At 60.8% G+C, this 24,803-nt stretch carries 26 protein-coding genes, 1 tRNA gene and 1 riboswitch; of the genes, 13 read left to right on the top strand and 14 right to left on the bottom strand.

Annotated features, from left to right (window positions below; all coding sequences use genetic code 11):
- The first annotated feature begins 61 nt into the window (after window positions 1-61).
- Genes FHU41_RS10255 through FHU41_RS10245 form a run of 3 tightly spaced genes read left to right on the top strand, consistent with a single transcriptional unit; the run spans window position 62 to window position 1,244 of the window.
- A complete protein-coding gene (locus tag FHU41_RS10255) occupies window positions 62-349 on the top strand; it encodes an ArsR/SmtB family transcription factor (RefSeq protein WP_179389571.1) in 288 nt (95 codons plus the stop codon).
- A gap of 34 nt (window positions 350-383) precedes the next feature.
- Complete coding sequence (locus FHU41_RS10250; RefSeq protein ID WP_179389570.1) at window positions 384-926, top strand: SRPBCC domain-containing protein; 543 nt, start codon at window positions 384-386, stop codon at window positions 924-926.
- A gap of 9 nt (window positions 927-935) precedes the next feature.
- Window positions 936-1,244: a hypothetical protein gene (locus FHU41_RS10245; RefSeq protein WP_179389569.1), complete on the top strand. Its 309-nt coding sequence runs from the start codon at window positions 936-938 to the stop codon at window positions 1,242-1,244.
- Here FHU41_RS10245 and FHU41_RS10240 read toward each other — a convergent pair.
- From FHU41_RS10240 to FHU41_RS10225, 4 genes are all read right to left on the bottom strand, one after another.
- Window positions 1,241-2,170 (bottom strand): pseudouridine synthase, encoded by a 930-nt coding sequence (locus FHU41_RS10240; RefSeq protein ID WP_179390404.1) that lies wholly within the window; start codon window positions 2,168-2,170, stop codon window positions 1,241-1,243. The genes FHU41_RS10245 and FHU41_RS10240 overlap by 4 nt on opposite strands.
- Window positions 2,171-2,246: 76 nt before the next feature.
- Window positions 2,247-3,035 carry an Fpg/Nei family DNA glycosylase gene (locus tag FHU41_RS10235; RefSeq protein WP_179389568.1) on the bottom strand — a complete coding sequence of 263 codons (789 nt, stop codon included), beginning with the start codon at window positions 3,033-3,035 and terminating at the stop codon, window positions 2,247-2,249.
- 11 nt (window positions 3,036-3,046) lie between these two features.
- On the bottom strand, window positions 3,047-7,732 hold the full coding sequence (locus tag FHU41_RS10230; protein WP_179389567.1) for an ATP-dependent helicase: 4,686 nt from the start codon (window positions 7,730-7,732) through the stop codon (window positions 3,047-3,049).
- A gap of 49 nt (window positions 7,733-7,781) precedes the next feature.
- Window positions 7,782-8,231, bottom strand: a complete 450-nt coding sequence (locus FHU41_RS10225; protein ID WP_179389566.1) for a DUF4232 domain-containing protein — start codon at window positions 8,229-8,231, stop codon at window positions 7,782-7,784.
- A gap of 19 nt (window positions 8,232-8,250) precedes the next feature.
- On the opposite strand from FHU41_RS10225, the gene FHU41_RS10220 reads away from it, so the two are divergent.
- On the top strand, window positions 8,251-8,418 hold the full coding sequence (locus tag FHU41_RS10220; protein ID WP_179389565.1) for a hypothetical protein: 168 nt from the start codon (window positions 8,251-8,253) through the stop codon (window positions 8,416-8,418).
- A 162-nt stretch (window positions 8,419-8,580) separates the two neighbouring features.
- On the opposite strand, the gene FHU41_RS10215 is transcribed toward FHU41_RS10220, so the two are convergent.
- The 3 genes from FHU41_RS10215 to FHU41_RS10205 are packed head-to-tail and all read right to left on the bottom strand — an operon-like array spanning window position 8,581 to window position 11,170.
- Complete coding sequence (locus FHU41_RS10215; protein ID WP_179389564.1) at window positions 8,581-9,306, bottom strand: YcnI family copper-binding membrane protein; 726 nt, start codon at window positions 9,304-9,306, stop codon at window positions 8,581-8,583.
- Between the two features lie 52 nt (window positions 9,307-9,358).
- Window positions 9,359-9,982: a hypothetical protein gene (locus FHU41_RS10210; RefSeq protein ID WP_179389563.1), complete on the bottom strand. Its 624-nt coding sequence runs from the start codon at window positions 9,980-9,982 to the stop codon at window positions 9,359-9,361.
- Window positions 9,983-10,015: 33 nt separating this feature from the next.
- Entirely contained in the window at window positions 10,016-11,170 is a 1,155-nt protein-coding gene (locus FHU41_RS10205; RefSeq protein ID WP_179389562.1) for a cation:proton antiporter, read from the bottom strand.
- Between the two features lie 227 nt (window positions 11,171-11,397).
- On the opposite strand from FHU41_RS10205, the gene FHU41_RS10200 reads away from it, so the two are divergent.
- Window positions 11,398-12,744 carry an Ig-like domain-containing protein gene (locus FHU41_RS10200; protein WP_179389561.1) on the top strand — a complete coding sequence of 449 codons (1,347 nt, stop codon included), beginning with the start codon at window positions 11,398-11,400 and terminating at the stop codon, window positions 12,742-12,744.
- 153 nt (window positions 12,745-12,897) lie between these two features.
- On the opposite strand, the gene FHU41_RS10195 is transcribed toward FHU41_RS10200, so the two are convergent.
- The 3 genes from FHU41_RS10195 to FHU41_RS10185 all read right to left on the bottom strand — a co-directional run bounded on the left by FHU41_RS10195 (window position 12,898) and on the right by FHU41_RS10185 (window position 13,685).
- Window positions 12,898-13,164, bottom strand: coding sequence for a Txe/YoeB family addiction module toxin (locus FHU41_RS10195; RefSeq protein WP_179389560.1), 267 nt, complete (start codon window positions 13,162-13,164; stop codon window positions 12,898-12,900).
- Window positions 13,161-13,409, bottom strand: a complete 249-nt coding sequence (locus FHU41_RS10190; protein ID WP_179389559.1) for a type II toxin-antitoxin system Phd/YefM family antitoxin — start codon at window positions 13,407-13,409, stop codon at window positions 13,161-13,163. Before FHU41_RS10190 ends, FHU41_RS10195 begins: the two co-directional genes overlap by 4 nt.
- 189 nt (window positions 13,410-13,598) lie before the next feature.
- A tRNA-Ser gene (locus FHU41_RS10185) sits at window positions 13,599-13,685 on the bottom strand.
- Between the two features lie 69 nt (window positions 13,686-13,754).
- Here FHU41_RS10185 and FHU41_RS10180 point away from each other — a divergent pair.
- The 3 genes from FHU41_RS10180 to FHU41_RS10170 all read left to right on the top strand — a co-directional run bounded on the left by FHU41_RS10180 (window position 13,755) and on the right by FHU41_RS10170 (window position 16,616).
- Window positions 13,755-14,921, top strand: coding sequence for a DNA glycosylase AlkZ-like family protein (locus FHU41_RS10180; RefSeq protein ID WP_179389558.1), 1,167 nt, complete (start codon window positions 13,755-13,757; stop codon window positions 14,919-14,921).
- A 113-nt stretch (window positions 14,922-15,034) separates the two neighbouring features.
- Window positions 15,035-15,616: a cysteine hydrolase family protein gene (locus FHU41_RS10175; protein ID WP_179389557.1), complete on the top strand. Its 582-nt coding sequence runs from the start codon at window positions 15,035-15,037 to the stop codon at window positions 15,614-15,616.
- A gap of 55 nt (window positions 15,617-15,671) precedes the next feature.
- Window positions 15,672-16,616, top strand: a complete 945-nt coding sequence (locus FHU41_RS10170) for a GlxA family transcriptional regulator (protein ID WP_179389556.1) — start codon at window positions 15,672-15,674, stop codon at window positions 16,614-16,616.
- On the opposite strand, the gene tadA is transcribed toward FHU41_RS10170, so the two are convergent.
- Window positions 16,613-17,089: a tRNA adenosine(34) deaminase TadA gene (tadA, locus tag FHU41_RS10165; RefSeq protein WP_179389555.1), complete on the bottom strand. Its 477-nt coding sequence runs from the start codon at window positions 17,087-17,089 to the stop codon at window positions 16,613-16,615. The two genes, FHU41_RS10170 and tadA, sit on opposite strands and share 4 nt — an antisense overlap.
- Before the next feature lie 22 nt (window positions 17,090-17,111).
- On the opposite strand from tadA, the gene upp reads away from it, so the two are divergent.
- Genes upp through FHU41_RS10150 form a run of 3 tightly spaced genes read left to right on the top strand, consistent with a single transcriptional unit; the run spans window position 17,112 to window position 19,052 of the window.
- The gene (gene upp, locus FHU41_RS10160; RefSeq protein ID WP_179389554.1) at window positions 17,112-17,747 is read left to right on the top strand and encodes a uracil phosphoribosyltransferase; all 636 of its coding nucleotides are present in this window, start codon (window positions 17,112-17,114) and stop codon (window positions 17,745-17,747) included.
- The gene (locus FHU41_RS10155) at window positions 17,731-18,225 is read left to right on the top strand and encodes a GNAT family N-acetyltransferase (RefSeq protein ID WP_179389553.1); all 495 of its coding nucleotides are present in this window, start codon (window positions 17,731-17,733) and stop codon (window positions 18,223-18,225) included. Before upp ends, FHU41_RS10155 begins: the two co-directional genes overlap by 17 nt.
- A gap of 35 nt (window positions 18,226-18,260) precedes the next feature.
- Window positions 18,261-19,052, top strand: coding sequence for a hypothetical protein (locus FHU41_RS10150; protein ID WP_179389552.1), 792 nt, complete (start codon window positions 18,261-18,263; stop codon window positions 19,050-19,052).
- 3 nt (window positions 19,053-19,055) lie between these two features.
- On the opposite strand, the gene FHU41_RS15400 is transcribed toward FHU41_RS10150, so the two are convergent.
- On the bottom strand, window positions 19,056-19,757 hold the full coding sequence (locus tag FHU41_RS15400; RefSeq protein WP_343046304.1) for an aggregation-promoting factor C-terminal-like domain-containing protein: 702 nt from the start codon (window positions 19,755-19,757) through the stop codon (window positions 19,056-19,058).
- Between the two features lie 2 nt (window positions 19,758-19,759).
- Window positions 19,760-19,905: riboswitch (cyclic di-AMP (ydaO/yuaA leader) on the bottom strand.
- A 159-nt stretch (window positions 19,906-20,064) separates the two neighbouring features.
- Here FHU41_RS15400 and FHU41_RS10140 point away from each other — a divergent pair.
- Both FHU41_RS10140 and FHU41_RS10135 read left to right on the top strand, forming a co-directional pair.
- Complete coding sequence (locus tag FHU41_RS10140; protein ID WP_179389551.1) at window positions 20,065-20,511, top strand: MarR family winged helix-turn-helix transcriptional regulator; 447 nt, start codon at window positions 20,065-20,067, stop codon at window positions 20,509-20,511.
- The gene (locus tag FHU41_RS10135; protein WP_179389550.1) at window positions 20,512-21,756 is read left to right on the top strand and encodes an MFS transporter; all 1,245 of its coding nucleotides are present in this window, start codon (window positions 20,512-20,514) and stop codon (window positions 21,754-21,756) included.
- Window positions 21,757-21,962: 206 nt separating this feature from the next.
- Here the strand turns inward: FHU41_RS10135 and FHU41_RS10130 are convergent, their stop codons facing one another.
- Together FHU41_RS10130 and FHU41_RS10125 are read right to left on the bottom strand one after the other, a co-directional pair.
- On the bottom strand, window positions 21,963-23,483 hold the full coding sequence (locus FHU41_RS10130; RefSeq protein ID WP_343046303.1) for a sensor histidine kinase: 1,521 nt from the start codon (window positions 23,481-23,483) through the stop codon (window positions 21,963-21,965).
- Window positions 23,480-24,223, bottom strand: a complete 744-nt coding sequence (locus tag FHU41_RS10125; protein ID WP_179389549.1) for a response regulator transcription factor — start codon at window positions 24,221-24,223, stop codon at window positions 23,480-23,482. The genes FHU41_RS10130 and FHU41_RS10125 overlap by 4 nt, the downstream gene beginning before the upstream one ends.
- Between the last annotated feature and the right edge of the window lie 580 nt (window positions 24,224-24,803).

The raw sequence follows: 24,803 nt of genomic DNA, 5'->3' as shown, positions 1-24,803 counted from the left end.
ACCGTCGGATAAATTCCATATACCTTGACGCTTATATAAGTAGATCCATATATTTAGGGGCATGCAAGACACCCTCGGCATACTTGCGGACCCGCAACGTCGCCGCATCGTTGAACTATTGCGCGACCGGCCCCGGACGCCGAACGAGTTGGTTACCGAATTACAGCTCTCCCAACCTGGGACCTCGCGGCATCTGCGTATCTTGCGTGAGGGCGGCTTAGTTACCTCCCAGAGCCAGGCGCAGCAGCGCATTTATTCGCTCCGGCCGGAGCCCTTCGAGGAATTGGCTAGTTGGTTGCAGGATATCCGCCAACTCTGGGCCAGTCAGTTGGACGCACTGGGAAATTAGCACTGGGAAATTATCTGGATGAACAGGAGAAATCATGAGCGATCTGGGAACCATGGAGGAGCTCGACGGCGGCAAGGTTCGCTTGCGTTACCGGCGGCTTTATCCGCATCGGGTGAGCAAGGTTTGGCAAGCGCTCACCGACCCAGAGCAGAGTAAGCGCTGGTGGGCGCAGGCGCGCGGTGCCTTGGAGGCGGGTGGTTCCTGGGATTTGCGGTGGCAGAACACTCCGCCGGGGGAACAGCCGATGGACTGGTGGACCGGGAGCATCACCGAGCTGGAGCCGGAGCGGGTTTTCGAACTGCAGAATAGCGTGCACGGCTTGCTGCGCTGGGAGCTGAGTCCCGCCGTCGTCGGTGCTACCGGCGACGGCACCGAACTGATCTTCACGGCGATTATCGACACCGAGGACAGGCAAGCCCGGCTTAGCACCCTTGCCGGTTGGCATATTCACCTAGATCACCTGGATTCCGTGCTGGCGGGAGGCTCGGTGGATTGGCCGAATTGGTACTCGGATCACTATCCGGCCTGGCAGCAAGTCCACGATGAGTACGCCCAAGTTGTCGGCGGCAAGGCATAGTCTTTTCAGGTGCCTTCTTATCGTGCTGTTCTGCAAATTACCGGACTGCGACCGGGAAATCCGCCGGAATCGGTGATGCGGACCGCGGTGCAGGCGCTTTCCTCGATCCACCTGGTCGAGGCAAACCAGTTGGACGTGGTGGCGCGAGTGCCGGTGATTACCTTGAGGTTTCTGGTCGAAGCCAGCACCGACTCCGCCGAGGATGACCAAGCCTTGCAGGCTTCCGCAGCAGTGCGGGACGCGGTGGAAGGGGTGGCCAGTACGGGAAGGCTCACCACGCTCCGGCGGCGCGGCGGCAAGTGGCTATTCGTCGGCTAGGCGTACGGGTCCGCAGGACGGGCTTCTGCCAGGCTCAGTTCGCTTTGATACTCCACCGGACGGCCGCTAATTGGGTCGGTAAATTCCAGGCTGTACGCCAGTAATTGCAGAGGTTTCGAGTAATCGTCGGGCGCTTCTTCGTGGAGTATCGGGTAGAACGGATCGTTGAGGATGCCCAGACCGAGTGAGGCCAGATGCACACGGAGTTGATGAGTTTTACCGCTATGCGGTTCCAAATCGTAGAGTCCGCGGGTACCTTCGGGGCTCGACCAGCTGTGTCGCAGGGAAATCCGAGTTTCTGCGTTCGGCTGGCCCGGTAGTTCCTGGCTGAGTAGATAGCTGCGCGATTTCCACATTTTGCTGCGAATGGTCAACGGCAAGGCCAGATCCGATCGTACCGGAGCCACCGCCTGGTAGCGTTTACGGACTTCGCGGCGTTCGAAGAGCATCTGATAGTTGCCCCGAGTCTCCGGATTGGCAGCGAAGAGCAGCACCCCAGCGGTCATTCGATCCAAACGGTGAATGGGGACCAAATCCGGCAGCCCGAGCAGCACCCGCAATCGTACTAGGGCGGATTCGGCCACGTATTTGCCACCCGGGGTGGTGGGCAGGAAGTGTGGTTTATCCACCACCACGAGGTGTTCGTCTTGATGCAGCACACTCAGTTCAACGGGCAGCCGCTCTTCCTGCGGCAACTCACGGTAATACCAGAGGAAGGTGTGTTCCTGCAGCGGGGTCTGCGGGGTAATCACCGCCCCACCCAGCCCGCGCACCTCGCCGCGTTCAAAACGTTCCACAATGCCCTGCGGATCGACGTGCGGGAAGCGCTGCAAGAGGTACTCCATGGCGGTTCCCCAGGGTCCCTCTTCGGGCAGCCGCAAACGGGTGGCATTGACGCCATTGCGCACCGGGAGCGGGGATTCCATCACCTCCTCAGTCTAGGGTCTTGCTTTCAGCGCTGCCGCCGCTTTGCCGCCGTTCAGCCTTCCGGTTGGCTTCCGGTTAGCTTTCGGGCGCTGGCTGGCAGTGCGGGCAGTAGTAGATGGGACGGCCCTCGTACTCTTCCCGAATGATGTGGCTGCCGCAGCGTAAACACGGTTGGTGTTCGCGACCGTAAACCCAGGCGCTCACCCGGCCCGCGGTTCCCGTGGTGTTCCGCTGCGGGCGGGTTTTATTGGCTTCCAAGAGGCGTTTGGCCAGATCCACCAGGCGCGGCAGATCGGAGACTGCACCGACGGGGTGCTGCGGCCGGACTCGGACCAGGAAGCACAGTTCATTACGGTAGATATTGCCAATCCCGGCCAGGTTCCGCTGGTCCAGCAGCGCTATGCCGACGGGGCGTTCCGGATCTGATTCGAGCCTGCGAATAGCCTCGTTCGCGTCCCAGTCGGTGCCAAGCAGATCGGGGCCCAGAAAGGCCAGTTCGGTTTCGGCTTGCTCAGGGCTGAGCACTTCCAGGATGCCCAGCGAGAAACCTACGACGACGGCGTCCGGAACCTTCAGCACGACGCGGGCGGTGTGTGCGGGGCGGCGCCAGCGCTCACCCGGTAGATAGACCTGCCAGATCCCCTCCATCTTCAAATGTGAGTGGATGATCAGCTCCTCGCTACCGGCACGGCGTACCGTGAGCAGTAAATGCTTGCCTCGTGAGTCCGAGGATTCAACGGTGGCTCCGCCGAGGTCCAGAGTGGCTAGCGCCGGAACCCGGAAGTCGCTGCTATTGAGTACCTTTCCGAGCAGGGCCTTCGAGAGCAGCCGAGCCTGCCGCCAAACGGTGTCTCCCTCAGGCACGGCGGTTTACCTCAGGCACGGATGCGCACTCCTCGCGGGGTCGAATAGGCTCCGGCGGCCAGCAGCGCTTTAGCCAGCACCGTGTCCAGAACACCTTCGCCATTGACCTTTTCAATGGCTAACTTGTCCACCGCCTTACTCAGCACGGAGGACACCAGGGCGGCTCCAGCGGCGCTGATTGCGGCTTCATCGGCACTGAAGCACAGTACGGTTTTGCCGCCTCGTTCCACATACAGCACCAGCTCGCCGTCGACCATAATCACCAGCGCTCCGGCCTTCCGTCCCGGCCGGTGCCCGGCTTCCAGGGCGGGCCAGGCTAGCGCGGCACCGTAGGGGTTGGCGGGGTCGGTAGCGGCCAAGAGCAAGGCTTCATTGGGTCTGATTTCGGTGGGGAAGTCGATGGCGAAGCTGCGCAGTCGATCCACCGTGGCGGGGACCGCGAACTGGGCGGCGCCAAGTTTCTCGATGAAATATCCTCGTCGGCAACGGCCCTGTTCCTCTAGCCGGGCCAGCATTTTGTACATCAGTGCAAAGCCGCCGGGTTCTCCCTCCACGGCCACCGAGCCTCGGCTGACCACACCGTAACGGTCCAAAAGTAGTTCGGCCATGCCATGGGCGCGGATGGTTGCTTCGAGTTCGGGTACCGTGAGCACGCTCCAGCGACCGCTCAGCATGGTGGCGGCGGTGCTGACGGCGGCTCGTGCTGGAGCGGCCAGGCCGGAATAACGCCCGGCGGAGCGGATCGACTGTAGTCTTTGTGGCCGTAGCCTGGGCGCTTGTGGTTGCTGGCGATGCGCGGTGTGACCGCCGGCCAACATGGCGCGGACCGGGGCAAAGGTGTCATTACCGATTCGACCGGCCCAGACCAAGTCCCAGAGCGCTTGGGTGAGCTGATTTTCGTCGGCTGGGCTGCCGGATGAGTTGGCGAAGGATTCCCGCAGCTGGTGGAAGAAGTAAGCTCCGCCCGCCCCAAGCAGTTCCAGCAATAGGGTGGCGATCTCGGTGGGCTGGTAGTCGGCCTCGGGCCGCAAGGTCAGCGCCGCAGATTCCGCCAAGTGTAAGGAAATCCAGCCATCGTTTCCGGGTAGGGCGCCCGATCCGGACCAAAGCACCTCACCCGAGGCCATCAGCTCGTCCAGCAGGGAAGGAGAGTAATCGCGCACCCGGCTGGCCAGCACGAGGGGTTCCAGAGCGGAGGCGGGAACCGGCAGTCCAGCCAACTGATCCACCACGGTGAGGATTCCTTCGGCACCGCGCAGCGCCGAGGGCCGGCCGGGGGCCGAAACATGCTGCCAGCTGGGCAGGAAGCGCGCATAAGCGGCCCGGTCCACCGGCTCGACCTCCGAACGCAGGGCAGCCAGCGAGCGTTGCCGGATTCGGCGCAATACCTGAACATCGCACCATTCCGCCCCGGTCTCCCAACCGGGCTCGGATTCCGGCCTGAATTCACCCTGCACCACCCGGCCGTCAACCGCGAGACGTTCCAGGGCAGAGAGTACGACGGCGATGCCAAGCCCCAGCCGAGTCGCGGCCTCGGCGGCTAAGAAGGGTCCGTGGGTGCGAGCGAAACGGGAGATGAGGTCCCCCAGGGGGTCCGCCACCGGTTCGATAAAAGCTAGCGGGATACCCATCGGCAGCGGAGTGCCGAGCGCATCGCGTAGGCGAGCCGCATCCTCCACCGCGGCAAAGCTTGGCTGGCCGGCAATGCTGGCGCGAAAAGCCCGATTGCTGCCGAGAAGTTCTTTCAACTGAGCATCCAGGGCATCTTCGCTCTGGTCCACCAGTCGGGCGGAGATTTCCGCAAGGCTCAGCGGGCCAAGCTGGCGGAGCAGGTCCGCAATGCCTTCTATCCCTTGCGTCTTCCGTTCCGGTGCTGTTCTTTGCAATTCGGCCTCGGTCTGCGCAATCACCTTGGCGTCCAGCAGCTCGCGCAGTTCAGCCCGGCCTAGCAACTCGTTTAGTAGCGCCGGGTCCAGGGAGAGCGCAGCAGCGCGGCGCTCGGCCAGCGGAGAGTCGCCCTCATAGAGGAAGCTGGCGACATAACCGAAGAGCAGTGAGCGGGAGAACGGCGAAGGCTGCGGGGTGGTGATTTCTACCAGTCGAAGTTCTCGGCGCTCCAAGGAGAGCGCGATGTTCTTCAATGCGGGCAGATCGTAGACGTCCTGTAGGCACTCCCGGACGGTTTCCAGGATGATCGGGAAGGTGGGGTATTTCCTAGCCACATCGAGCAATTGTGCGGAGCGCTGCCGTTGCTGCCACAGGGGTGAACGCTTAGCCGGGTTCTGCCGGGGGAGCAGCAGTGCCCGGGCGGCACATTCCCGGAACCGGGAAGCAAACAGAGCGGAGCCACCCACCTGGGCGGTTACCACCGACTCCAGCTCATCGGCCTCAAAACGGAACAGTTCCGCGCCCGGTGGCTCATCGTCCATCATCGGCACCCGAAGCACAATGCCGTCGTCGGAGGCCATCGCGGAGCCATCCAGTCCGTAGCGTTCCTGCAGGCGCGCACCAACGGCTAAGGCCCAGGGTGCGTGCACGGGCATCCCGAAGGGACTGTGCAGAACTACTCGCCAATCTCCCAACTCGTCCTGAAAACGCTCCACCAGTAGGGTGCGATCGTCGGGGACTAGGCCGGTGGCTTGGCGCTGTTCCTCCAGATAGCCGAGCAGGTTATTGGCGGCGTAGTCGTCCAGCCCGGTGGCTGTGCAACGGGCTAGCGCGGTTTCCCGAGAAGCCCCGGAGACCTCTCGCATAAAGGCGCCGATGGCCTTGCCGAGCTCGACCGGCCGTCCCAGTGAATCGCCCTTCCAGAAGGGAAGTTTGCCGGGCTGGCCGAAAGCGGGGGAGACCAAGACTCGATCATGGGTAATGTCCTCGATTCGCCAGCTGGTGGCGCCCAGCGCGAAAACGTCTCCCACCCGGGACTCGTAGACCATCTCCTCGTCCAGCTCGCCCACCCGGCGACTGTTCTTGCCTTCCTCGGCGCCCACCAGATAGACCCCGAAAAGCCCACGGTCCGGAATGGTTCCGCCTGAGGTCACGGCAAGCCGCTGCGAACCGGGCCGCCCGGTGATGGTGCCCGCATTTCGGTCCCAGATGATCCGCGGCCGCAGCTCGGCGAACTCATCGGAGGGATAGCGCCCGGCCAGTAGGTCCAAGGTGGCATCGTAGGCGGAACGGGGTAGCGCACTGAAGGGAGCACTCCGACGTACCGTGGCGAACCATTCCTCCACATCGATACTGCCCAAGGCGGTTGCCGCCACGGTCTGTTGAGCCAGAATGTCTAGCGGGTTGGCCGGGATATAAAGCGGTTCGATCCGGCCGGCCAGCATCCGTTCCACGGTAACCGTCGAATGCAGTAGATCGGCCCGATGCTTGGGGAACAATATGCCTTGGGAGACTTCGCCTACTTGGTGCCCGGCGCGACCAACCCTTTGCAGGCCGCTCGCTACCGAGGGTGGGGACTCGACCTGAATAACCAAGTCCACCAGACCCATATCAATGCCCAGTTCGAGGCTGGAGGTAGCCACCACGCAGCGCAATCTACCGGACTTCAAATCGTCCTCGATTAACGCCCGCTGCTCCTTGGAAACCGAGCCATGATGCGCCTTGGCCAGCACTGGTTCGGCACCCGCCGAGGCTCCCGCTTGAGCCATAATGGTCGCCGGCGGCGCAACGGCTGGTTTAGCGGCTGGCTTGGCGGTGGCAGTTTCCGGATCTTCCTGCCGTTCTAGGTAGATCTCATTCAGCCTGCCGGTGAGCCGTTCGGCCAGTCTGCGCGAATTCGCGAACACGATGGTGGAACGGTTCTGCAGCACCAGATCAACAATCTTCTCCTCCACATGTGGCCAGATTGAGGCATTGGGCTGCAGCCCGGAGGCAGGGCCCAGGTCGTGGGCTGCCGCGGCGGAAGCCAGATCGGTCATGTCTTCCACGGGCACGGTCACACTGAGATCCCAGGTTTTTGCGGCTGGCGGAGCGACTATTTCACAATGCGCGCTGCCAGACAGGAAGCGGGCCACCGTCTCGATGGGCTCCACGGTGGCAGAGAGCCCAATGCGTTGAGCCGGACGGTTCAAGAGTGCATCCAGTCGTTCCAAGGAAACCGCCAGATGCGCCCCGCGCTTAGTGCCGGCCACAGCGTGCACCTCATCGATGATCACGGTGTGCACCGAACGCAGCGTCTCCTTGGCCTGCGAGGTAAGCATTAGGAAGAGCGATTCGGGTGTGGTGATCAGGATGTCCGGCGGGTGGCTCAATAGCCGCCGCCGATCCCCGGCCGGGGTGTCTCCGCTGCGTACTCCAACACTCACCTCTGGGACGTCGAGACCCAGCCTGCTCGCGGTCTGCCGGAGGCCGATCAGAGGGGCGCGCAGATTGCGTTCCACATCGACCCCGAGTGCCTTGAGCGGGGAGATATAGAGAACCTTGCTGCCGCGCGCTGACTCTGCGGTCACGCGGCCGCTGGCCTCGCCGTCGTGCTTAGCCGGGGTCCGAATCAGTGAATCCAAGGCCCAGAGGAAAGCTGCCAGGGTTTTGCCCGAGCCGGTAGGGGCAACGACCAGGGCGTTCGAACCGCCGGAAATAGCCTGCCAAGCCCCGCTTTGAGCCGGAGTCGGGGCGGAGAAGGCGCCGAGGAACCATTCGCGGGTGGGCGCGCTGAACTGCTCCATCGGGGTGCTCTCAGCGCTGGCCATGAACACCATCATTGCCTACCGCTCCGACAGTTGGCCAAGGGGGCAGGAATCAGGCCTTCTTGAAGGTTCCGATGTGTAGCAACACCACGTCCTTCTGCGTGCAAGCCTTGAGCGGATGAGCAATGTAAAGCGCATCCGTGGCACTAGGTGGATAGACCCGGAAACCATCGGCTGAGCTTAGGCCGCAGCTGGCACCGTAATTCTCGGCGTGGGTGTACTGCAATTGGGCGGCAGCGGAAGCCCCCGGAGCCAGTAGAACGGCTCCTTGCGAGGGATCTGCCGGATCGCGATCGGCGGCCGCGCCCAACTGGGTTCCGTTATTATTTCCCACCAGCGATACCCCGGGATAGCCGTTGATGGTGCAGGGTTTGGCTGATTTGTTCTTAACCACCAGCTTCAAATAGATGCTGCCCGCTCCCGCGCCACCGCTCTCATCGATAGAACCGCTGAGCAGGGCCGCGGTGCACAGTACCGGAGTTGTGGGATTGCTCGGGGTCATTGAGCCGGAGGAAGTCGGGGTGCTGGTCGACGTTGACTGGCTGGGGGTGCTGCTCTCCGTGCTGGTGCTCTCCGGAGAGGTGCTGCTCGCGGTGTCGCTGGAGGAGGCGGTGGGCGAACTGGGTGCGCAACTGGCCAGAGCGAGGGTGCCGAGCAGGGCGACACCGACGACGAGAAGATTCCGCTGACGGGGGGAAGAGTTTAAATGCGGCATAGAAACACCCTCGCCCGCTTAGCTGCCCGAGTCAATCAGCCAAGCGGCGGAAAAGCAGATTGACGCCGATTCGTCACCTTACTCAGTTGGGGTGGCTAGCCAGATATCCCTCCAGCCAGCCACCCCCGACCGAGGCTTAAGAGCCCTGTTTACGGGTGCGGAACAGCGCAAAACCACCTAGCAGCAGGCCAAGTACCCCCGCCGCCAAGCCGAGCCATCCCGGAAGTTGTGAGCCGCCGTCGTCCGCCTTGCTCTCCGTAGTGCCGGAGGCGTTCGCCGGGTTCGCACTGGCCGGGTCGGTGGCAGCTGTCAGGGTGATCGCGGGAGCCGGATCTTGGACGGCTTCATCGTCCTGACCGGCCGGCACCACGGTGGCCCAATTCGTCTGTCCCTTCACGCAGCTCTGTAAAACCGGGAAATTGAGTTGGGTGCCGCTGCCGTCCGGGAGCTGGAGTGAGAGCACCAGGGTGTCGCGCAGTTCCGGGTCAAGGGGCGTTTTAGCCGTATAAACAATCTGGCTGGTTCGTTCGGTGACCTTGCTCCCGTTCTCCAGGGTCTTCGGTTGAGCGAGTTTTTCGGTCACCTTCGCGACTGTCCAGTTCGGGTTCACCGTGGGGGTGGCGTCATCGATGCTCTCCGGAAGGGAGATCGCGATCTTCGTGGTTGCCGAACCGTCACAGCCGTGCGGCACGCTGAAGGTGAGCAAGGAGTAGGAGTTTGCCGAGGTTGAGGAGGCATCAACGCTGACGTGCGCCGAGGCACTGGCAAGGCCCAGCGCCATCAGGGCTGCTGTACCGAGAGCAATAGTGGCCGAAATGCGTACGGCTTTTTTGGGCGCGCGCAAAGAAGGGGTCTTTTTCATTTTTAGCTTTCGTCTGTTTGCACGGCAGTACTGCCGTGCTCCGGTTTAGGTCTCAGAGAGAGATGGAGATCCGGGACGACGGCGGCCCGCGCCAGCGCTGTGCATTCAAGTAACGCTGTGGAACGGCGCGCTCCACCGGGCGATCACTCCAGCGCAGCCGAAACGGGGTCGGCAATGCGGAGGGAGCGGTGAGTTGGAAAAGCGGTCGAAGCCAATCCGCCAGCGCCCACAACGCTGCCTCACCGCGGGACAACAGTAAGCCGGTGAGGGCTATTGCCACCAGGTGGGCGATCAGCATTCCCGGGCTGTCCGAATTATGGGCGGGCATTGCCTGCGGGAAGTAGTGCACCATGGTCGTACCGTGCTGGTGCCCATGTTCGGTGGCTGTTTGGAGAGTCGATTGCATGGCATCTGACATCGGGTTTGCGGAGAGAAACTCAAAACCCAGATGCAGCGCTAACTGGCTGCCGGAAAGCAGCGCCAAGATGACCGGCGTCGTGAGTTTCCACCGGCAAGCCAACATGGAACCCATCAGGGTGAAAGCCGCCAGCGCCAGAAGCAGGATAGGTTCCGGGAGGCTTCCACCGCCTGCGGTGTGTGCTCCAGCCGCAAGAGAAAGAGTGGTCAGGGCCAGCATTGAACTGCGGAGCAGGCGAAAGGGCACCACGGTCCTCATGCCTATCCTTTCGCCGATGTTCCCGAGCCAAGTTTACTTGTCTTCGCTTCGTGCTCTTGGCTTTCCGTGCACGGATGATGGAAAGTGCGCGAGCAATGAGCTGGCGGCGATTGTCAGCAGACTGCCCAGGATGAGGGCGCTGGCCTCGCCCGGCAGTAGTAAACCGGATTGAGTGGAGATCGCAACGGCTGCCACCGGGACTCCTAATTGGGCTGCGGAGAGGATGCCCAGCGGCCATGGCAAGCCCAGCGCCCGGATGGCCAGGTGGCTCAGGATTGCGGCCACGCCCAGCGCCAATCCGAGCAGGATCATCGGAGGGTGGTCCAGTAGCTCACGGAGGTTCAAGGAGGCGCCAATCCAAAGGAAAAACACCGGGCCAAAGAAGCCTTCTGTGATGGCGAAAAGTTGGCGCGCTAGGCGCCGCGGTTGGCCAACTGCGGAGACGGCCAGCCCGAAAGAAAAGCCAGCCAGCATGATGGAAACCTGACTGAACATCGCCAAAGCGGCCAGGGCAAAGAGCACGATCAATTGCAGGCGGAGTTCCAGGGCAAATTTGCGTTGCTCGGAGAAAGCTCGGACCCTGCTGCGCAGGCCGCTCCGCTCCGTGCTCCGCATCAGTACGAAGAGCAGTGCGGCGCAGCCTGCAATCACCAGAACGCCCAGTGCTGCTATTCCGGCCCGGGGCGGGTCGATGGCAAGCGGGAGCGCAATGATGGCGGCGGCATCGGCAATAGCCACCTGGGCGGTTAGTGCGAGCACCTCGGGTCCGTCGAGGTGGCTGGATTCGATGATCGGCAGCACTAAAGCCGCGGAAGAGGAGGCAATGAGTACGGCGTAGAGCGGGGCGTGCAGGATGCTGAAGCTCAGTGCTATTACGACGGCGAACGCGACGGAAAGCGCCGCGACCGCGACCGCGCGTCCGGCCCCCTTCGCTAATGCGGAGCGGAGTTGAGTATTGCGTAAGGGGACATGGGTTCCAGCCACGAACATAATGAGGGCGAAGCCGATATTTCCCAGCAGGCTGAAAGTTGGATCAGCTGAGTCAACTACGTTGAAACCGGTACGGCCGATTAATAGTCCGGCGAGTAGCTCACCGATCACCACCGGTATTTGCCAGCGCCGTGGCGTGGCCAGTAGCGGGCCAAACAAGCCTAGGGCCATGACGAGTGCCAAAACTGCGAAGCTCATGTCCCTCCTTGGCCATTGGATATTCAGGGCACCCCACGATATGGCTCCGCTGAATTGTTCCGCTGATAGGGAGAATACTCCTGGAAGATCCTCAGGAACCTTCCAGGCAGGCTTCAAAATTATGGTTTAAATGTTTAATGAGCTACCGTAGGCAGAATAGCTATTCAATGCTATGTACGCTGTACTCAGGTTAAGTGTAAAAATTTGTTGTCTTGGGGGACACAAGTATGAAAAAAATTAGCCATACCTTCTTCCAGGGCTCTTATAAAGGGCCCTTTTCTTTTGCCGTTTTGCTGCTTGCGGCTCTGCTTGCATTTCTGGGGTTGACCGCGCTTGCGGCACCCGCTCAGGCAGCTGATATTCCGGGCGCTATCACCAAGGTGACCGTGACCCCGCAAAACCCAGCACAATACGATCCAATCAATGTTGCTGTCGACTGGGCAATTCCGGACGGATCCAATGCGGGAGATACATTCTCGTTGACCCTGCCTCCGGAGCTGATGGCATTGACCACATCTTTTGATATCAAAGATGCCTCCGGAAACCTCGTTGCAACGGCGCAAGTTGTGAACGGCGAGGTGGTTTTCACGCTGACGGATTTTGTTGAAACTCACGTCAACGTCAAGGGCAGTGCGAGCTTCGAGACTCAGTTCAATGAAGTCGTTACTCCTGGTCAGCCGATCACCCTCGACTTTGGCGTGGCTGGGACCACCACTGTTACGCCGAGTGCAGGCACTCCGGTGGATCAAACCAAGCCACATAAGTACGGTTACTGGATCGACGCTGCCGGAAATGGCTCAGTGGTGCCAACCGACCGGATCCGTTGGACCATTTCGTCTCCGATAGGCCCGTATAACACCGCGCTTTTCGAGGACACTCAGGGTGCTGGGCAGCAGAATGACTGCACCTCGCTCGCCGCGCAGGTTTCCACTGGTTTCAACGCGACGGGTGACGCGAGCAGCTGGGCCGCCTTGCCCGCTGGAAGCCTTACTGTGGCCTCTTGCACAGGGACGACCTTCTCAGCCACCATCCAGCCGGTTCCGGCCGGCCAGATGGTCTCGGTCACCTACGTCAGCACGGTCACCGATCCGAGCCTGGCTGCCTACACCAACACGGCCAATGTGACCGTTGATGGAGTCACCTCGCCGACGGTGTCCCAGGTGCCCCGCTACGCTTCGGGTGGCAATGCCAGTGGCGACGACAAGCCGCTTGTGACGCCGACGCCGACGCCGACTCCGACGACCGCTACGCCGACTCCGACTCCGACTCCGACGACTGCCACGCCGACGCCGACGGTTACGGTGACGCCAAAAACGCCGGCACCGACCGCTACGCCCGAAACGCCGGCACCGACCAGCACTTCGCCTGCTCCCAGCAGCAGTGCTCCGGTAGCCGCGCCGTCGGGCACCACACCGCCTGCCGGTGCCTCGACTGTGCCGACCGTTTCGACTACGGCGACTGGCGAGGAATTGGCCTACACCGGTGCGAATGGTGTGCTGCCGATTCTCGGGATCGCTGCTCTGGCTCTGCTGGTGGGTGGAGTAATGCTCCTAGCTCGCCGTCGGGCACACTAGGTCCGTTTGATCGTTAGCTAAAAGAAGCGCCGTCCCTTAGGGGCGGCGCTTCTTTTTGTTGGTGGTTCTCACGAAGTCAATCTCGGGGATACCGTGAGGGAGGCTTTCGGCAGCTTGGATATCGTTGCCGTAGCCAGGCAAGGTCGCATGCGGTCAGTAGTAATAACGGGCTTGTAAGATCGTCACACAATGATCGTCAGCAATGTAAACAAGCCTATTGCTTTCGTCGATTCTACGAGACCACGCCCCAGCTAAGGCGTGCTTCAATGGCTCTGGTTTTCCGATTCCGTCGAAAGGATCATCCAGAAGCGTATCGTCGATGAGGGTATTGATTCGCTTGAGAGTTTTACGGTCCTGGCTCTGCCAATACAGATAATCTTCCCAGCCTTCGGCTGTCCAGGTGAGAGTGCGCCCACTCAAGGTTCTATGAGTTCATGCTCTACAACTTGACCCTCACGGGATGATTCGAGGGCTGAAAGCAGGCGTTGTGCATTTTTGGGCGAGCGCAGCAGATAGCTCGTTTCCACCAGCGCGTCGTATTCGTCCTTTGACATCAGCACGGCAGATCCGCGCTTGGACATGATCTCGATCTCGGTGTGATCGAGATTGACGCGCTCGATGAGGCCAAAAAGATCGCGTCGAGCTTCGCTCGCTGTTATTGCCATAGCGCCCTCCAAGTCGTACTGAATATGGTACCACTTTGCTCTGTGTGGAGTTCTTGGAAATCTCGAAAAGGAGGTTTTGGCCTTTGTTGAAAGAACAGAGCTATGGCAAAGAATGAGGATGCGGATTCCGTTTTGGCTAAGCAAAGGGCCCCAGCTTTTCTTATAAAGAAAGCAGGGGCCCTTCTGTCGCGGTGACGGTGGGATTTGAACCCACGTTAGGCTCTCACCTAAACAACATTTCGAGTGTTGCACCTTCGGCCGCTCGGACACGTCACCAACCCAAACACTCTACTTCACTGGCGCTCTTTGGCCCAAAAGGGGCCAGCCGAATGGCACAATGTGGCTATGACGAACGCAAAGCAGTGGGCCTGGGCGTGGCACCGGCAGGGCTTGGATGGCTCGCAGGCGGGCAAAGACTCTGCAGCCATGCTGGCTGAAACCGGCTGGGTGCGTTCGGTCGGCGGTGCCAATCCCTATCTGAGCCTGTTCGCGCGGGCCGGTTTGCGTCGAGACCAGGTGGATGCCGACGTCGCACAGGCCAGCATTCATGAACTCCCGGTGGTTCGTGGCTGCACGTACGTTCTTGGCGCCGAAGATTTCCCGTGGGCGCTCCAACTAGGCACCGGTGCTGCCGAGGCAACGGTGAAGGTCCTACACCGGCTGGGGGTGGAGCAGGCTGAGGTTGACTCCTTGGCGGAGCAGACGCTCGCCGTTCTCCAAGAGCGAGGCCCACTGGACCCCAAGGACCTCAAGAATTCCCTCGGCGATGCGGTGCGCAGCCTGGGCGAAGAGGGCAAGAAGAAGGGCGCCTCCACAACCCTGCCCACCGCCCTGGGGCTTTTACAAGCCGATGGCAGAATCCGGCGCGTTCCGGTCAATGGGCGGCTCGATCAGCAACGATATGCCTACCAAGCCTGGGGCCTGGAGCCGAGTGGTTTGAGCGATCAGCAGGCGCGAGCCAAGGTGATGGAGAAGTATCTGCATTGGACCGGTGGTGCCACCCTCAAGCAGAGCCAGTGGTTTACCGCCTTCACCGTCGCGCAGAGCAAGGCGGCTCTCGCCGATGTCGCGGCAGTGGAGAACGACGGCGTCTGGATGCTGCCCGGTGATCACGATGCCTATCAGGATTTCAAGGCTCCCGAGGATGAGCAGATCCAACTCCTAGCCGGAACAGACGGTTTGTTCCTGCTCAAACGCAATGCAAGCGATTTCCTGGCCGAGGAGGACCGGGACCGCTCGGTATTGGGAGAGAAGTCGCTGGCTCTAACCGCCGATCTACCCGATCACCCGATCGTGGACCGCGGCCAGATCATTGGTTTGTGGCAGTACGATCCGGGTCAGGAGGAAGTGGTGGCTTGGACCTTCAAAAAGCCCACTGCCGCGGTATCCAAGCGAGTTTCTGAGGTTGAGGCTTATATTCGCCAGGACCTGGGTGACTTCCGCTCCTTCAGCCTGGACTCTCCGGCCTCGCGGCAGAAACGGATTGACGCGCTGCGCGCTGCTCAGGGCTGATTAAACTAAGCGTTGACCACTCTAAACGCCGACAAAACTGGTTGGCCAGATCCGTCCGCTTCCAGTCTCGGATAGCCCTTTCCTGGGCCCGCGCACGCTCATAGCCTGGAGGTATGAAAGCACTCCTCGTCATTGACGTCCAAGAATCCTTCCGACAACGCGAAAGTTGGTCGGCTGCCTCCAACCCGGAGATAGCAGAGCAGGTGGCCAGGCTCGTTGACCATGCCCGAGCAAAGGGCGATGCGGTGATCTGGATTATTCATTCTGAGCCTGGTAGCGGCGGGGTTTTTGATCCAGAGCTCGGCTTCACCCACCCGATTGAGGGGCTAGAACCGGCGGCCGGGGAGGTGCTCTTCACTAAGACCTCGCACAATGCCTTCACCACCACCGGCCTGCAGCAATACCTGGTGAGCCAGGGCATTGACGAGTTGCAGATTTGTGGCATCCGGACCGAGCAGTGCTGCGAGACTACGGCACGGCTGGGAAGCGACCTTGGCTACTCGGTGGAGTTCGTGGTCGATGCCACCGCCACCGAACCCATTGAACACTGGAGTGCCCCTGCGGGACGCAGCCTGAAGGAGATCCTGGCCGATCCGCTTACCTTGGACGCGGAGAGCATTATTCAGCGGACCTGCTACGCCCTGGCGCGGCGGTTCGCGGTGATCCGCACGGTGGACGAGGTGCTTGCCGGCTGAGCCGCCAAATGTCCCGGCATCAGCCTAGACTTCGGTGCAGGAGGTGTGACCGGATATGACCGCTATTGCTATTCCTCTAATGGCCGAGGTGCACTTGCTCGACGTGGCTGGCCCGGCTCAGGTTTTTGGCGATGCCGCCCGGCTGGGGGCAGATTTCTCACTGCACTTCGTGGCCGATGGGGAAGCCCCGCTAGCCTCGGCGCAAGGGCTACCGTTGGCTCCGGCGACTGAATGGCCGGAACTCAAGCCGGAGGACATCATTCTGGTTCCGGGTGGCAGGGCGGCTACGCTCGCGACGGCGGCCAGGCTAGGCGAGGATTCGCTCGGCCGGCTCCAGAACCACTATGCAGTAGGTGGCCGGGTGGCCAGCGTCTGCTCCGGTGCCTTCTCGCTGGGACTCGCCGGTCTACTCGATGGCAGGCACTGCACCACTCATCACCAACTTCAGAACGAACTGGCTCTGCGCTTTCCGCAGGCGCGTGTGGTCTCCGACGTGCTCTTTACTGAGGATGAGGGTATTCTGACTTCCGCGGGTATTGCCAGTGGAATCGATTTAGCGCTGCACATTGTGGCGCAGCAGGAGGGGCCAGCGATGGCTGCCCGGGTGGCTAGGGGGATGGTGATGTACACCCGCCGGAATGGGAACGCGCCACAACTGAGTGGCATTCTGCGGCACCGGGCGCATTTGATCGATGTTGTTCACCTGGCTCAGGATCTACTGGATGAACGATTCCGGGAGCGGCTACAGCTCGCGGAGATTGCGACGGCGGTTGGCGTCAGTGCGCGGACCCTCAGCCGAGCCTTTGGCCAGGCCATTGGGCTAACTCCCTTGCGGTATCAACAGCTCCTACGCCTGGAGGAAGCGCAATCGCTGATCCAACACGGCAGTACCATGCAGGCGGCCGCTCTGGCGGTGGGGTTTGATGACGGCAGGATGCTGCGCAGGCTACGCGCCAGGGACGCCCATGACCCCAGGGACACAGGTGTTCGTAGCCATTAATAGGGTTCGGTGGAGCGCTGAGCCTGGAAGAAATCCCGGAGCAGCCCGGCGCATTCCTGCTGACGAATCCCAGAGGTGACCTCCACCCAATGATTCAGCCTGCGCTCACGCAGCACATCAAAAACCGAACCCGAGGCCCCAGCCTTTTCATCCCAGGCGCCGAAAACCACCCGGGGAATTCGGGCCAGCACAATGGCTCCCGCACACATTGCGCAGGGCTCTAAGGTGATCACTAAGGTGCAGTTATCTAGTCGCCAGGTGCCCAGCGCCCAAGCAGCCGCGCGGATGGCGAGCACCTCAGCGTGAGCGGTGGGGTCGCCGTCGGCCTCCCTGCGGTTCCGGCCGGTTCCGATCACATGCCCGGAGGCGTCAAGCACCACCGCGCCGATGGGCACGTCCTGGGTGCTCAAGGCTGCCCTGGCTTCCGCGAGGGCAAGCCCCATCCAGGATTCGAGCTCAGCGTCGGTAGCCATCACTCAATGGTAGCTTTTAGCTATGCGTGTTCTGGTTGTCGACCACCCCTTGGTGGCCCATAAGCTCACTGTCCTGCGGGACAAAAATACCCCTTCACCGGTTTTCCGGCTGCTCACCGAGGAATTGGTGACCCTGCTGGCCTATGAAGCTACTCGGGAAGTACGGGTCGAGGAGGTGGAGATCGAAACTCCGGTCACCACCACCGTCGGCACCGGACTGGTCAAACCCACCCCTCTTGTGGTGCCGATCCTGCGTGCCGGGCTAGGCATGCTGGAGGGGATGACTCGACTGCTCCCCACCGCGGAGGTTGGCTTCCTGGGAATGGCTCGGAATGAGGAGACCCTTGAGGCGATCACCTATGCCGAGCGGCTTCCGGACGATCTGACCGGACGACAGGTTTATGTTCTGGACCCGATGCTCGCCACCGGTGGCACCCTGAAGGAGGCCATTAAGTTCCTCTTCGACCGCGGTGCCATGGATATCACTTGCATTTGTTTGCTCGGTGCTCCCGAAGGCATTGAGGCTCTGCGCCAGCAGCATGAGGGCGCAAACGTCACCATCGTGCTCGCCTCCGTGGACGAGGGACTCAATGAGAAGTCTTATATTGTTCCCGGTCTTGGCGACGCCGGAGACCGCCTCTATGGCGTGGTCGGCTAAACCTGCCGCAGTGCGCTTAGGTACCGCCGCCGATATTGAGCCATGTCTTGAGCTATGGGCGGAGACCGTGCGTGCCCGCGATGGGGCTGAGGTTGATCCCAGCCAACTTCATATCCAGCTGGAGCGTGCCCGGCTGAAATTCCTCGGTGCCGTCAATGCGTTTCTGGTCACCGAGGATGAGTTGGGTCTGACCGGCTTTGCGCTCGCGGTACCTCATGAACCGGCCGACGACGGCACTCACCTGGCGCTGATCGGCACCCGTCCCCGCGCCCAGGGCCGCGGCGTTGGGCGGGCTCTTCTGCAGGAACTGACCAGGTTCCGGCGAGAGAGCGGCGACCGAGCACTCGACTTAAGGGTTCTCACCGGAAACTCTGGAGCGCGGCGGCTCTATCAGAAGCTCGGTTGGTTAGAAGTGGGCAAACCGGAACCCCACGAAGTGACCGGGAAATTGTTTCAGAGATACGAATTGCGGTTCTAGGGCCTGGGCTCACGGCGGTGGACTAGGCTCTACACATGGATCAATTTCAGCCTCCGAGCAACCCACCGTTGCCCCCGAATCAGGGTTCAAACCAAGACCCAAATCAAGCTAACCCCAATCCGAATCCGGCGCCCGCGGGCCCACCGCAGGCACCTCAATACGGTCAGCCAGCACCGCAGTATGGCCAGCAACCGCAGGCGCCGCAGGCTCCCCAGTATGGTCAGCAAGTGCCAGGCTATGGCCAGCAGCCCGGCCAGTTCGGTCAGCAGCCACCGCAGGCTCCGCAATACCCCGGTTATTCGAGTAATGGCTATGGTGCTGCGATGCCGCAGACCGCTCCGGTTGAGCGTCCCTCGAGCATTAAGAATGCCGTTATCCTGATGTATGTCGGTGCCGCGTTGGCTCTGATTGGCGGGATTTTTACGCTCTTTGAGGTTCCTGCTGTGACAGAGCTGGTGGTATCCCGTCCACCCATCTCCGGAATGAGCGGCACACAATACGAAGCCGCGAAATCGGGAGCACAAATCGGTGGCTATTTTGGTGGGATCTTCGGTCTAGTGGTCGGCACCGGTTTGTGGATCTGGATGGCTTTCGCCAACAACGCGGGTAAGAAGTGGGCGCGTGTGCTCTCCACTGTCTTTGCCGCATTCAGCATCATCGGCGGACTTTATACCGTTATCTCCGGATTGCTCACTCAGACCATTTTCGTCAGCGGGCTGGTTCTTGGCATTCTGACCTCGCTTGTCTCGGTGGTTGCCCTGGTGTTTATCTGGCTTAAGCCATCAACCGAGTACTACAACTTCAAGAGTCAGAAGACTCTCTACTAAACCTCAGTACCAGCCGGTGGCCTGGGAATGTCCCCAGGCCCCGCAAGGGGATCCGTAGCGTTCCTCGATGTAACCCAACCCCCAGATGATCTGGGTTTTGTAGTTGGTCCGATAATCAGCGCCCGTGCTCGCCATCTTCTCCGCGGGCAGGGATTGGGCAATGCCGTAGGCCAGGCTGGAAGGGTTCTCCGCCGTGGTCTGCCAGCTGGACTCACGATTCCAGAGCTGTGTCAGGCAGCTCATTTGATCCTGCCCCCAGCCGAAACCGGAAAGCTTACTGGCGGCGAAGGCTTGCGCTGCTTCTGGATCATTAATGGTCTTGATCTCGGAAGAGGCAGCGTTGGTTTTCTGAGTGCTCTTGTCGATCTGGGAGCTAGTGGCAACCCGGGTGAAGCTCACCGCGGCGTCGGGGGCCGCGGAGATGGTTTCAGCAGCGGTTTTATCGGCCACTGGGGTAATGGTGGGCGTTGCAGCTTGCTGAGAGGCACTTACTCCGGCAATGAGCACCCCGGCGACGGCGACCGCTGCCACGCGCTTTAGCGGCAGCTTCGGTGCGGCTTCCAGGAGGTAGCCGAAAGTGGATTTCTGCGGCGCTGCACGACGGCGTCCGGAGACTCTGGAGTTCTGCTCGAGCGTGCTTGCTGCCTCGGGGGCAGCAGCGTGGCGCGCGCTATGACGCCCCGAACTTTTGGCTTTACTAGCCACGAATAATGCCTCTCTTTTGCCTGCGAGGTGAGCTGTCGGATTCGGCTGAGAAAGCCGGCCCTGTGCTGCAGGGCTTCACCCCAAGGCCACCAGTACTGCGTGGCCGAAAGTGGTTCCCCCGTCTCTGCCGGAATTGCTGTATGCACCCGGTGGTGGCATAGCTCGGCTATCCTCCGGGAGTTGCCGCACTGCTGCGCGGCAATCATTCAACGATACCGGAATCTCGCCGATTAGTCACATTTTGGTAACGGTCCGTGATCTTTAAGAGATAGCCGCCACACTATTTAATATTTACTTAGCAAAGGTAATGACCTATGCTAAGTATGTGGAACAACGAAAGAAGAGCGCGCCACTTGCCGTGGAGCTCAGAATGGCGGTGATGCGCACCTCACGCAGGCTGCGCACCGAGGCCACCAGTGAGAGCGTTACCCCGGGGCAATTCACCGTGCTTTCTATTCTGTCCGGGGGGCAACAGACCCTCCGCCAGCTTGCGGACTGGGAGCATGTTCAGGCGCCGTCCATGACCAGACTGGTCAACTCGCTCGAACGTGAAGGGTTGGTCCGTCGGCAGGCAGATCCCAGTGACGGGCGTCAGGTGCTGGTGGAGCTTACGGACGCTGGCAGCGAGGTGCTTCGCGACACTAGGCAACGCAGAACTGAGTGGCTGGAGCGTCGGCTCGCAGGGCTCAGCACCGAAGAACGGAAAGTGCTGCGGGAAGCAGCGGGGATACTACAGAGAATGAGTGCAAAATAGGTGTTTAGGGCGCTGAAGGTCTTCAACTACCGGCTCTGGGTGACAGGAGCGCTGGTATCGAATATTGGCACCTGGATGCAGCGCGTCGCACAGGATTGGCTGGTACTGACCGTTCTGACCCATCAATCCGGGACCGCCGTCGGAATCACCACGGGTCTGCAGTTCTTGCCGATCCTGGTCCTGGGACCATGGGCGGGTCTGCTGGGGGACCGGTACTCCAAACGCAAACTGCTCCTCATGACTCAATCGGCGATGGGCTTCTGTGCCTTGGTATTGGGCTTACTTGTGGTCACCAATACCGTGCAGTTGTGGCATGTTTACCTGCTGGCTCTCCTGTTGGGCGTCGGTAGCGCGATTGACGCGCCACCCCGGCAAGCCTTCGTCTCCGAGGTAGTTGAAGCCGGTGACGTGCCGAACGCCGTCGCACTCAATGCCACCTCCTTCAATCTTGCCCGGCTCGCTGGCCCCGGCTTGGCGGGTTTGCTGATCGCCTGGATCGGCACCGGGCCGGCCTTCCTGATCAATGCCGCCAGCTTCGCAGGGGTGATTATCTCACTGGCCAAAATGCGGGTCAACGAATTGCACCCGACGGCCCGGGCACCACGCGGCAAGGGGCAGATCAGGGAGGGCTTACATTACATCGGGCAGCGTCCGGACCTAATGATGATCATGGTGCTAGTCGGTTTGGTGGCCACCCTGACCATGAATTTCCAGATCACCAACGCGCTGATGGCCACTTCGGTCTTTGGCCTGGGACCGGGGGAGTACGGCCTGCTAGGCACAGTGATGGCGGTGGGTACTCTCTCCGCTACCTTGCTAGCCGCTCGCCGCAAGGGGGTGCGGATGGCCTATGTGGTTGGCGGTGCGCTGGCCACGGGTTTCTTCACGATTATTGGCGCCATGGCGCCGAGTTACTGGCTATTCGCACTCGCGTTGATTCCTATTGGGCTCTCCGCGATGACCTTTTTGAACGTTTGCAACACCACGGTCCAACTCACCACGGATCCAATAATGCGCGGTCGAGTGCTGGCCGTCTACATGGTGGTGGTGCAGGGTGGAACCCCCATTGGGGCTCCTTTGGTGGGTTGGATTGGCACCCTCTTCGGGCCGCGCTGGTCCTTGATCGCGGGAGGGGTGGCCGCACTGTTGGCCGGGGCTGCGGCGCTTTTGGTTTTGAACAAACGCAATCACAATAGTCTGCGGCAGCAACTCGGCTCGATTCTGCCGCATCGAGTTCGCGCCTAATCTCGGGCTGCCCGCCTCAACGGACGGGTAGATCCCGGGGTGAAGCCATTCAACCCCCACTTGAGCCCTCTGCAATTGCGCAAGTGGATCCCGCCGAGAACGGGAGCTCAGTGGGATCCACTTGCCAGAACCCACAGAGAAGAACAACTCGATGGGACCTGCTTGCAAGGAATCGGCCCGCTCGCTCCGAAGCAAGCGGCCTAGAACTAACCCTGGGGCGTCGGAGCTATGCCGCGGGGCAGATCGACCATGAACTCGGTATGCCCGGGCTCGGATTTCAGCGTGATCTTGCCACCGTGCGCTTGCACAATGGCGTGCACAATCGATAAGCCCAGGCCAGTGGTGCCATCGTGGCCGGAACGGGCGACATCCGCTCGCGAGAAGCGATCGAAAATATCTGCTTGGAACTCCGGTGCGATTCCTGGCCCGCTATCCCGCACGCTCAGTCGCAGCATATTGTTCTCCACATTGCGCAAGCTAGTGACCACAACGGTTCCAGCATCGGTGTGCTTTGCCGCATTGGAGAGCAAGTTGAGCAGCACCTGGCGGATCGCCCCGGCGTCGGCCTTGATGATAAAGGGGTCACTGGGCAGGTCAAGCTGCCAGCGGTGATCACCGATCGCCACCTTCATATCGTTGACAGTCTCCAGCACCAGTTGGGTCATCTCGGTGTCTGCAAGCTCTAGCGGCTTGCCCTCGTCCAGCCGGGCTAGGGTAAGCAGATCCTCCACCATCGCCCCCATCCGCTTGGACTGTGATTCCACCCTGGAGAGTGATTTCTCCCCCGAAGGGCTGAGATCCTCGGTCATTCTGAGCATCTCGGTGTAGCCACGGATGGCGGTCAGCGGGGTGCGCAACTCGTGGCTGGCATCGGCGACGAACTGGCGGACCTTGGTCTCGCTTCGCTGCCTGGCCTGCAGGGCTTGCGCCACATTGTCCAGCATTCGGTTGAGCGCCAAGCCCACAGCACCCACCTCGGTATTGTGATTTGCGGCCGACGACGGCACCCGCTCCGCCAGCGTCACCTCACCTTCGTTGAGCGGCAGCTGGGAAACCCGGGTGGCAACGGCAGAAAGCTGATTGAGCGGGGCCATCGCTCGCCGAATGATCACGGTGCCCACCAAGCCCATGGCCAGCAAGCCGGAAGCAGAGACCAGGATGATGGTGGAGATTAATGTGGCGAGGGGGTCGTTTACATCATCGGTGGGGATGCCGGTAATGACTGTCGTCCCGTCCGAGAGCGGTACGGCAATGAAGCGGTAATCTCCGAAGGAAAGATGTTTGTCCACCTGTCCGTCGGTGGGTTCGACGGAAGCGATGGTGCTGATATCGGAAGCTTCCACGTTCTTGCTGCCCACCACATTGGATACAAGAGTGGGCTGCGTCAGCAGAACCCCGCCCTTCACTTGGGCGATCAGGGTCCCGTAGCCCACCCCGGGGTAAGTGGCTGGATTGGTGTTGCCGCTGGCAACGTAGGTGGTCACCTGCCGCGAGGTGTTCAGCAGTGTCTCTTTTAGCCTGCCGTTCAACACCACGCTCATCGAGGCAAAACAAACCAAGCCCACGATGAAGCAGATCGCGGTTAGCAGCGCGAGCGTTGCCATCACCATCTTGGAGCGCAGGCTCCACTGCGAGAACTTCAACCACTCCGGAAGCTGCCTGCGGCTCGCCGACTTCGGAGCGGGTGCCGACGCGGTTGACGATCCAACAGGCGTCGTTTTGCTCACTGCTCGGCCGGTTTGAGGATGTAGCCCGCGCCGCGCACGGTGTGGATCATCGGCGGGTGATTCGCCTCGATCTTCTTGCGCAGGTAAGAGATGTAGAGCTCCACAATGTTCACCTGACCACCGAAATCGTAATTCCAGACCCGGTCTAGGATCTGAGTTTTACTGATCACGCGCTTCGGGTTCTCCATGAGATAACGCAGCAGCTCGAACTCGGTGGCGGTAAGGGTGACTTCATCGGAACCGCGCATCACCTGACGGGTGTCATGGTTGAGCACCAAATCGCCCACCCGGATCTCTGCCGCGTCCACGGCTGTCACTCCGGCGCGCTGCACAATCCGGTGCAAGCGCAGCAGCACTTCTTCCATGCTGAAAGGCTTGGTGACGTAGTCGTCGCCACCGGCGGTCAGGCCGGCCACTCGGTCCTGTACCGCGTCCTTGGCGGTGAGGAAGAGTGCCGGGATATCGGGGGCGAAGCTGCGGATCTTGCCGAGCAGCTCAACGCCGTCGAAGCCGGGCAGCATAATGTCCAGCACCAGGACGTCAGGCCGGTACTCACGGGCGATCTTCACGGCGGTGGCACCGTCGTGAGCCACTTCGGTGTCCCAGCCTGCCATCTGTAGCCCCATCGACATCAGTTCGGCCAGCGAAGGCTCGTCGTCGACTACCAGGGCTCGAATCGGCGAACCATCGGGATGGTTCAGCTTGGGCAGATTCTCGGTGAAGTTTCGGGTAGTAGCCATAATCCAACTTTCTGACAGATCGATATATTTTGCCTTGAAGTTAGCTGAACATCCGCTGTGGAAGCTGTGAATACCTCAGCTAGCAAATACCGACTCAAGCCTGCTACCTGAAGAACGACGGCGGTGGCCAGCAAGTGCCCGAGGAGTGGAGGTCGCACCCGGTGCCCCTTCGCAACCCCAGGGGCGTCCAACTATTGGTCACTCGGAACGACCTCCGCACCCCTAACGGTCCCGTCAAACGTCAATTTGGAAGACGATTTACCCCGATCATCGAATGTATAACTAATCTCAAATTGATTCTTAAGCGAAAGAGGTGTTCAACATCGTTAATTTGATGAATCAACGAATTAAGTTCATCAGAGATGTTAAATGTGATTTGAGTCACATTCTCCGGTTTTGTCTCAAAATGCGGACGTTTTGGGGCATTGTTACTTGCAAGTTCCATTTATTACGTTGCACACTTCATATGTGAAGATCCACTCAAGCGCATCTGCAGCCGCAGCTATACGGTCCGAAGCAACGCTCGGTCACGTAATGTGCTGTTGTCGAATGCAGGCCTAGCTCCCATCCGAAGAGTTTT

It is taken from the genome of Psychromicrobium silvestre (assembly GCF_013408295.1).
GTDB lineage: Bacteria > Actinomycetota > Actinomycetes > Actinomycetales > Micrococcaceae > Renibacterium > Renibacterium silvestre.
Note: the sequence above shows the minus strand (reverse complement) of the source record. Positions and strands in the feature narration are given on the sequence as shown.

Excerpts from the sequence above, each read along its gene's own strand:
- FHU41_RS10255 (WP_179389571.1), top strand. The coding sequence starts at position 62 with ATGCAAGACACCCTCGGCATACTTGCGGACCCGCAACGTCGCCGCATC.
- FHU41_RS10250 (WP_179389570.1), top strand. The coding sequence starts at position 384 with ATGAGCGATCTGGGAACCATGGAGGAGCTCGACGGCGGCAAGGTTCGC.
- FHU41_RS10240 (WP_179390404.1), bottom strand. The coding sequence starts at position 2,170 with ATGGAATCCCCGCTCCCGGTGCGCAATGGCGTCAATGCCACCCGTTTG.
- FHU41_RS10230 (WP_179389567.1), bottom strand. The coding sequence starts at position 7,732 with ATGGCCAGCGCTGAGAGCACCCCGATGGAGCAGTTCAGCGCGCCCACC.
- FHU41_RS10225 (WP_179389566.1), bottom strand. The coding sequence starts at position 8,231 with ATGACCCCGAGCAATCCCACAACTCCGGTACTGTGCACCGCGGCCCTG.
- FHU41_RS10215 (WP_179389564.1), bottom strand. The coding sequence starts at position 9,306 with ATGAAAAAGACCCCTTCTTTGCGCGCGCCCAAAAAAGCCGTACGCATT.
- FHU41_RS10210 (WP_179389563.1), bottom strand. The coding sequence starts at position 9,982 with ATGAGGACCGTGGTGCCCTTTCGCCTGCTCCGCAGTTCAATGCTGGCC.
- FHU41_RS10205 (WP_179389562.1), bottom strand. The coding sequence starts at position 11,170 with ATGAGCTTCGCAGTTTTGGCACTCGTCATGGCCCTAGGCTTGTTTGGC.
- FHU41_RS10200 (WP_179389561.1), top strand. The coding sequence starts at position 11,398 with ATGAAAAAAATTAGCCATACCTTCTTCCAGGGCTCTTATAAAGGGCCC.
- FHU41_RS10190 (WP_179389559.1), bottom strand. The coding sequence starts at position 13,409 with ATGGCAATAACAGCGAGCGAAGCTCGACGCGATCTTTTTGGCCTCATC.
- FHU41_RS10180 (WP_179389558.1), top strand. The coding sequence starts at position 13,755 with ATGACGAACGCAAAGCAGTGGGCCTGGGCGTGGCACCGGCAGGGCTTG.
- FHU41_RS10175 (WP_179389557.1), top strand. The coding sequence starts at position 15,035 with ATGAAAGCACTCCTCGTCATTGACGTCCAAGAATCCTTCCGACAACGC.
- FHU41_RS10170 (WP_179389556.1), top strand. The coding sequence starts at position 15,672 with ATGACCGCTATTGCTATTCCTCTAATGGCCGAGGTGCACTTGCTCGAC.
- tadA (WP_179389555.1), bottom strand. The coding sequence starts at position 17,089 with ATGGCTACCGACGCTGAGCTCGAATCCTGGATGGGGCTTGCCCTCGCG.
- upp (WP_179389554.1), top strand. The coding sequence starts at position 17,112 with ATGCGTGTTCTGGTTGTCGACCACCCCTTGGTGGCCCATAAGCTCACT.
- FHU41_RS10155 (WP_179389553.1), top strand. The coding sequence starts at position 17,731 with ATGGCGTGGTCGGCTAAACCTGCCGCAGTGCGCTTAGGTACCGCCGCC.
- FHU41_RS10150 (WP_179389552.1), top strand. The coding sequence starts at position 18,261 with ATGGATCAATTTCAGCCTCCGAGCAACCCACCGTTGCCCCCGAATCAG.
- FHU41_RS10140 (WP_179389551.1), top strand. The coding sequence starts at position 20,065 with ATGACCTATGCTAAGTATGTGGAACAACGAAAGAAGAGCGCGCCACTT.
- FHU41_RS10125 (WP_179389549.1), bottom strand. The coding sequence starts at position 24,223 with ATGGCTACTACCCGAAACTTCACCGAGAATCTGCCCAAGCTGAACCAT.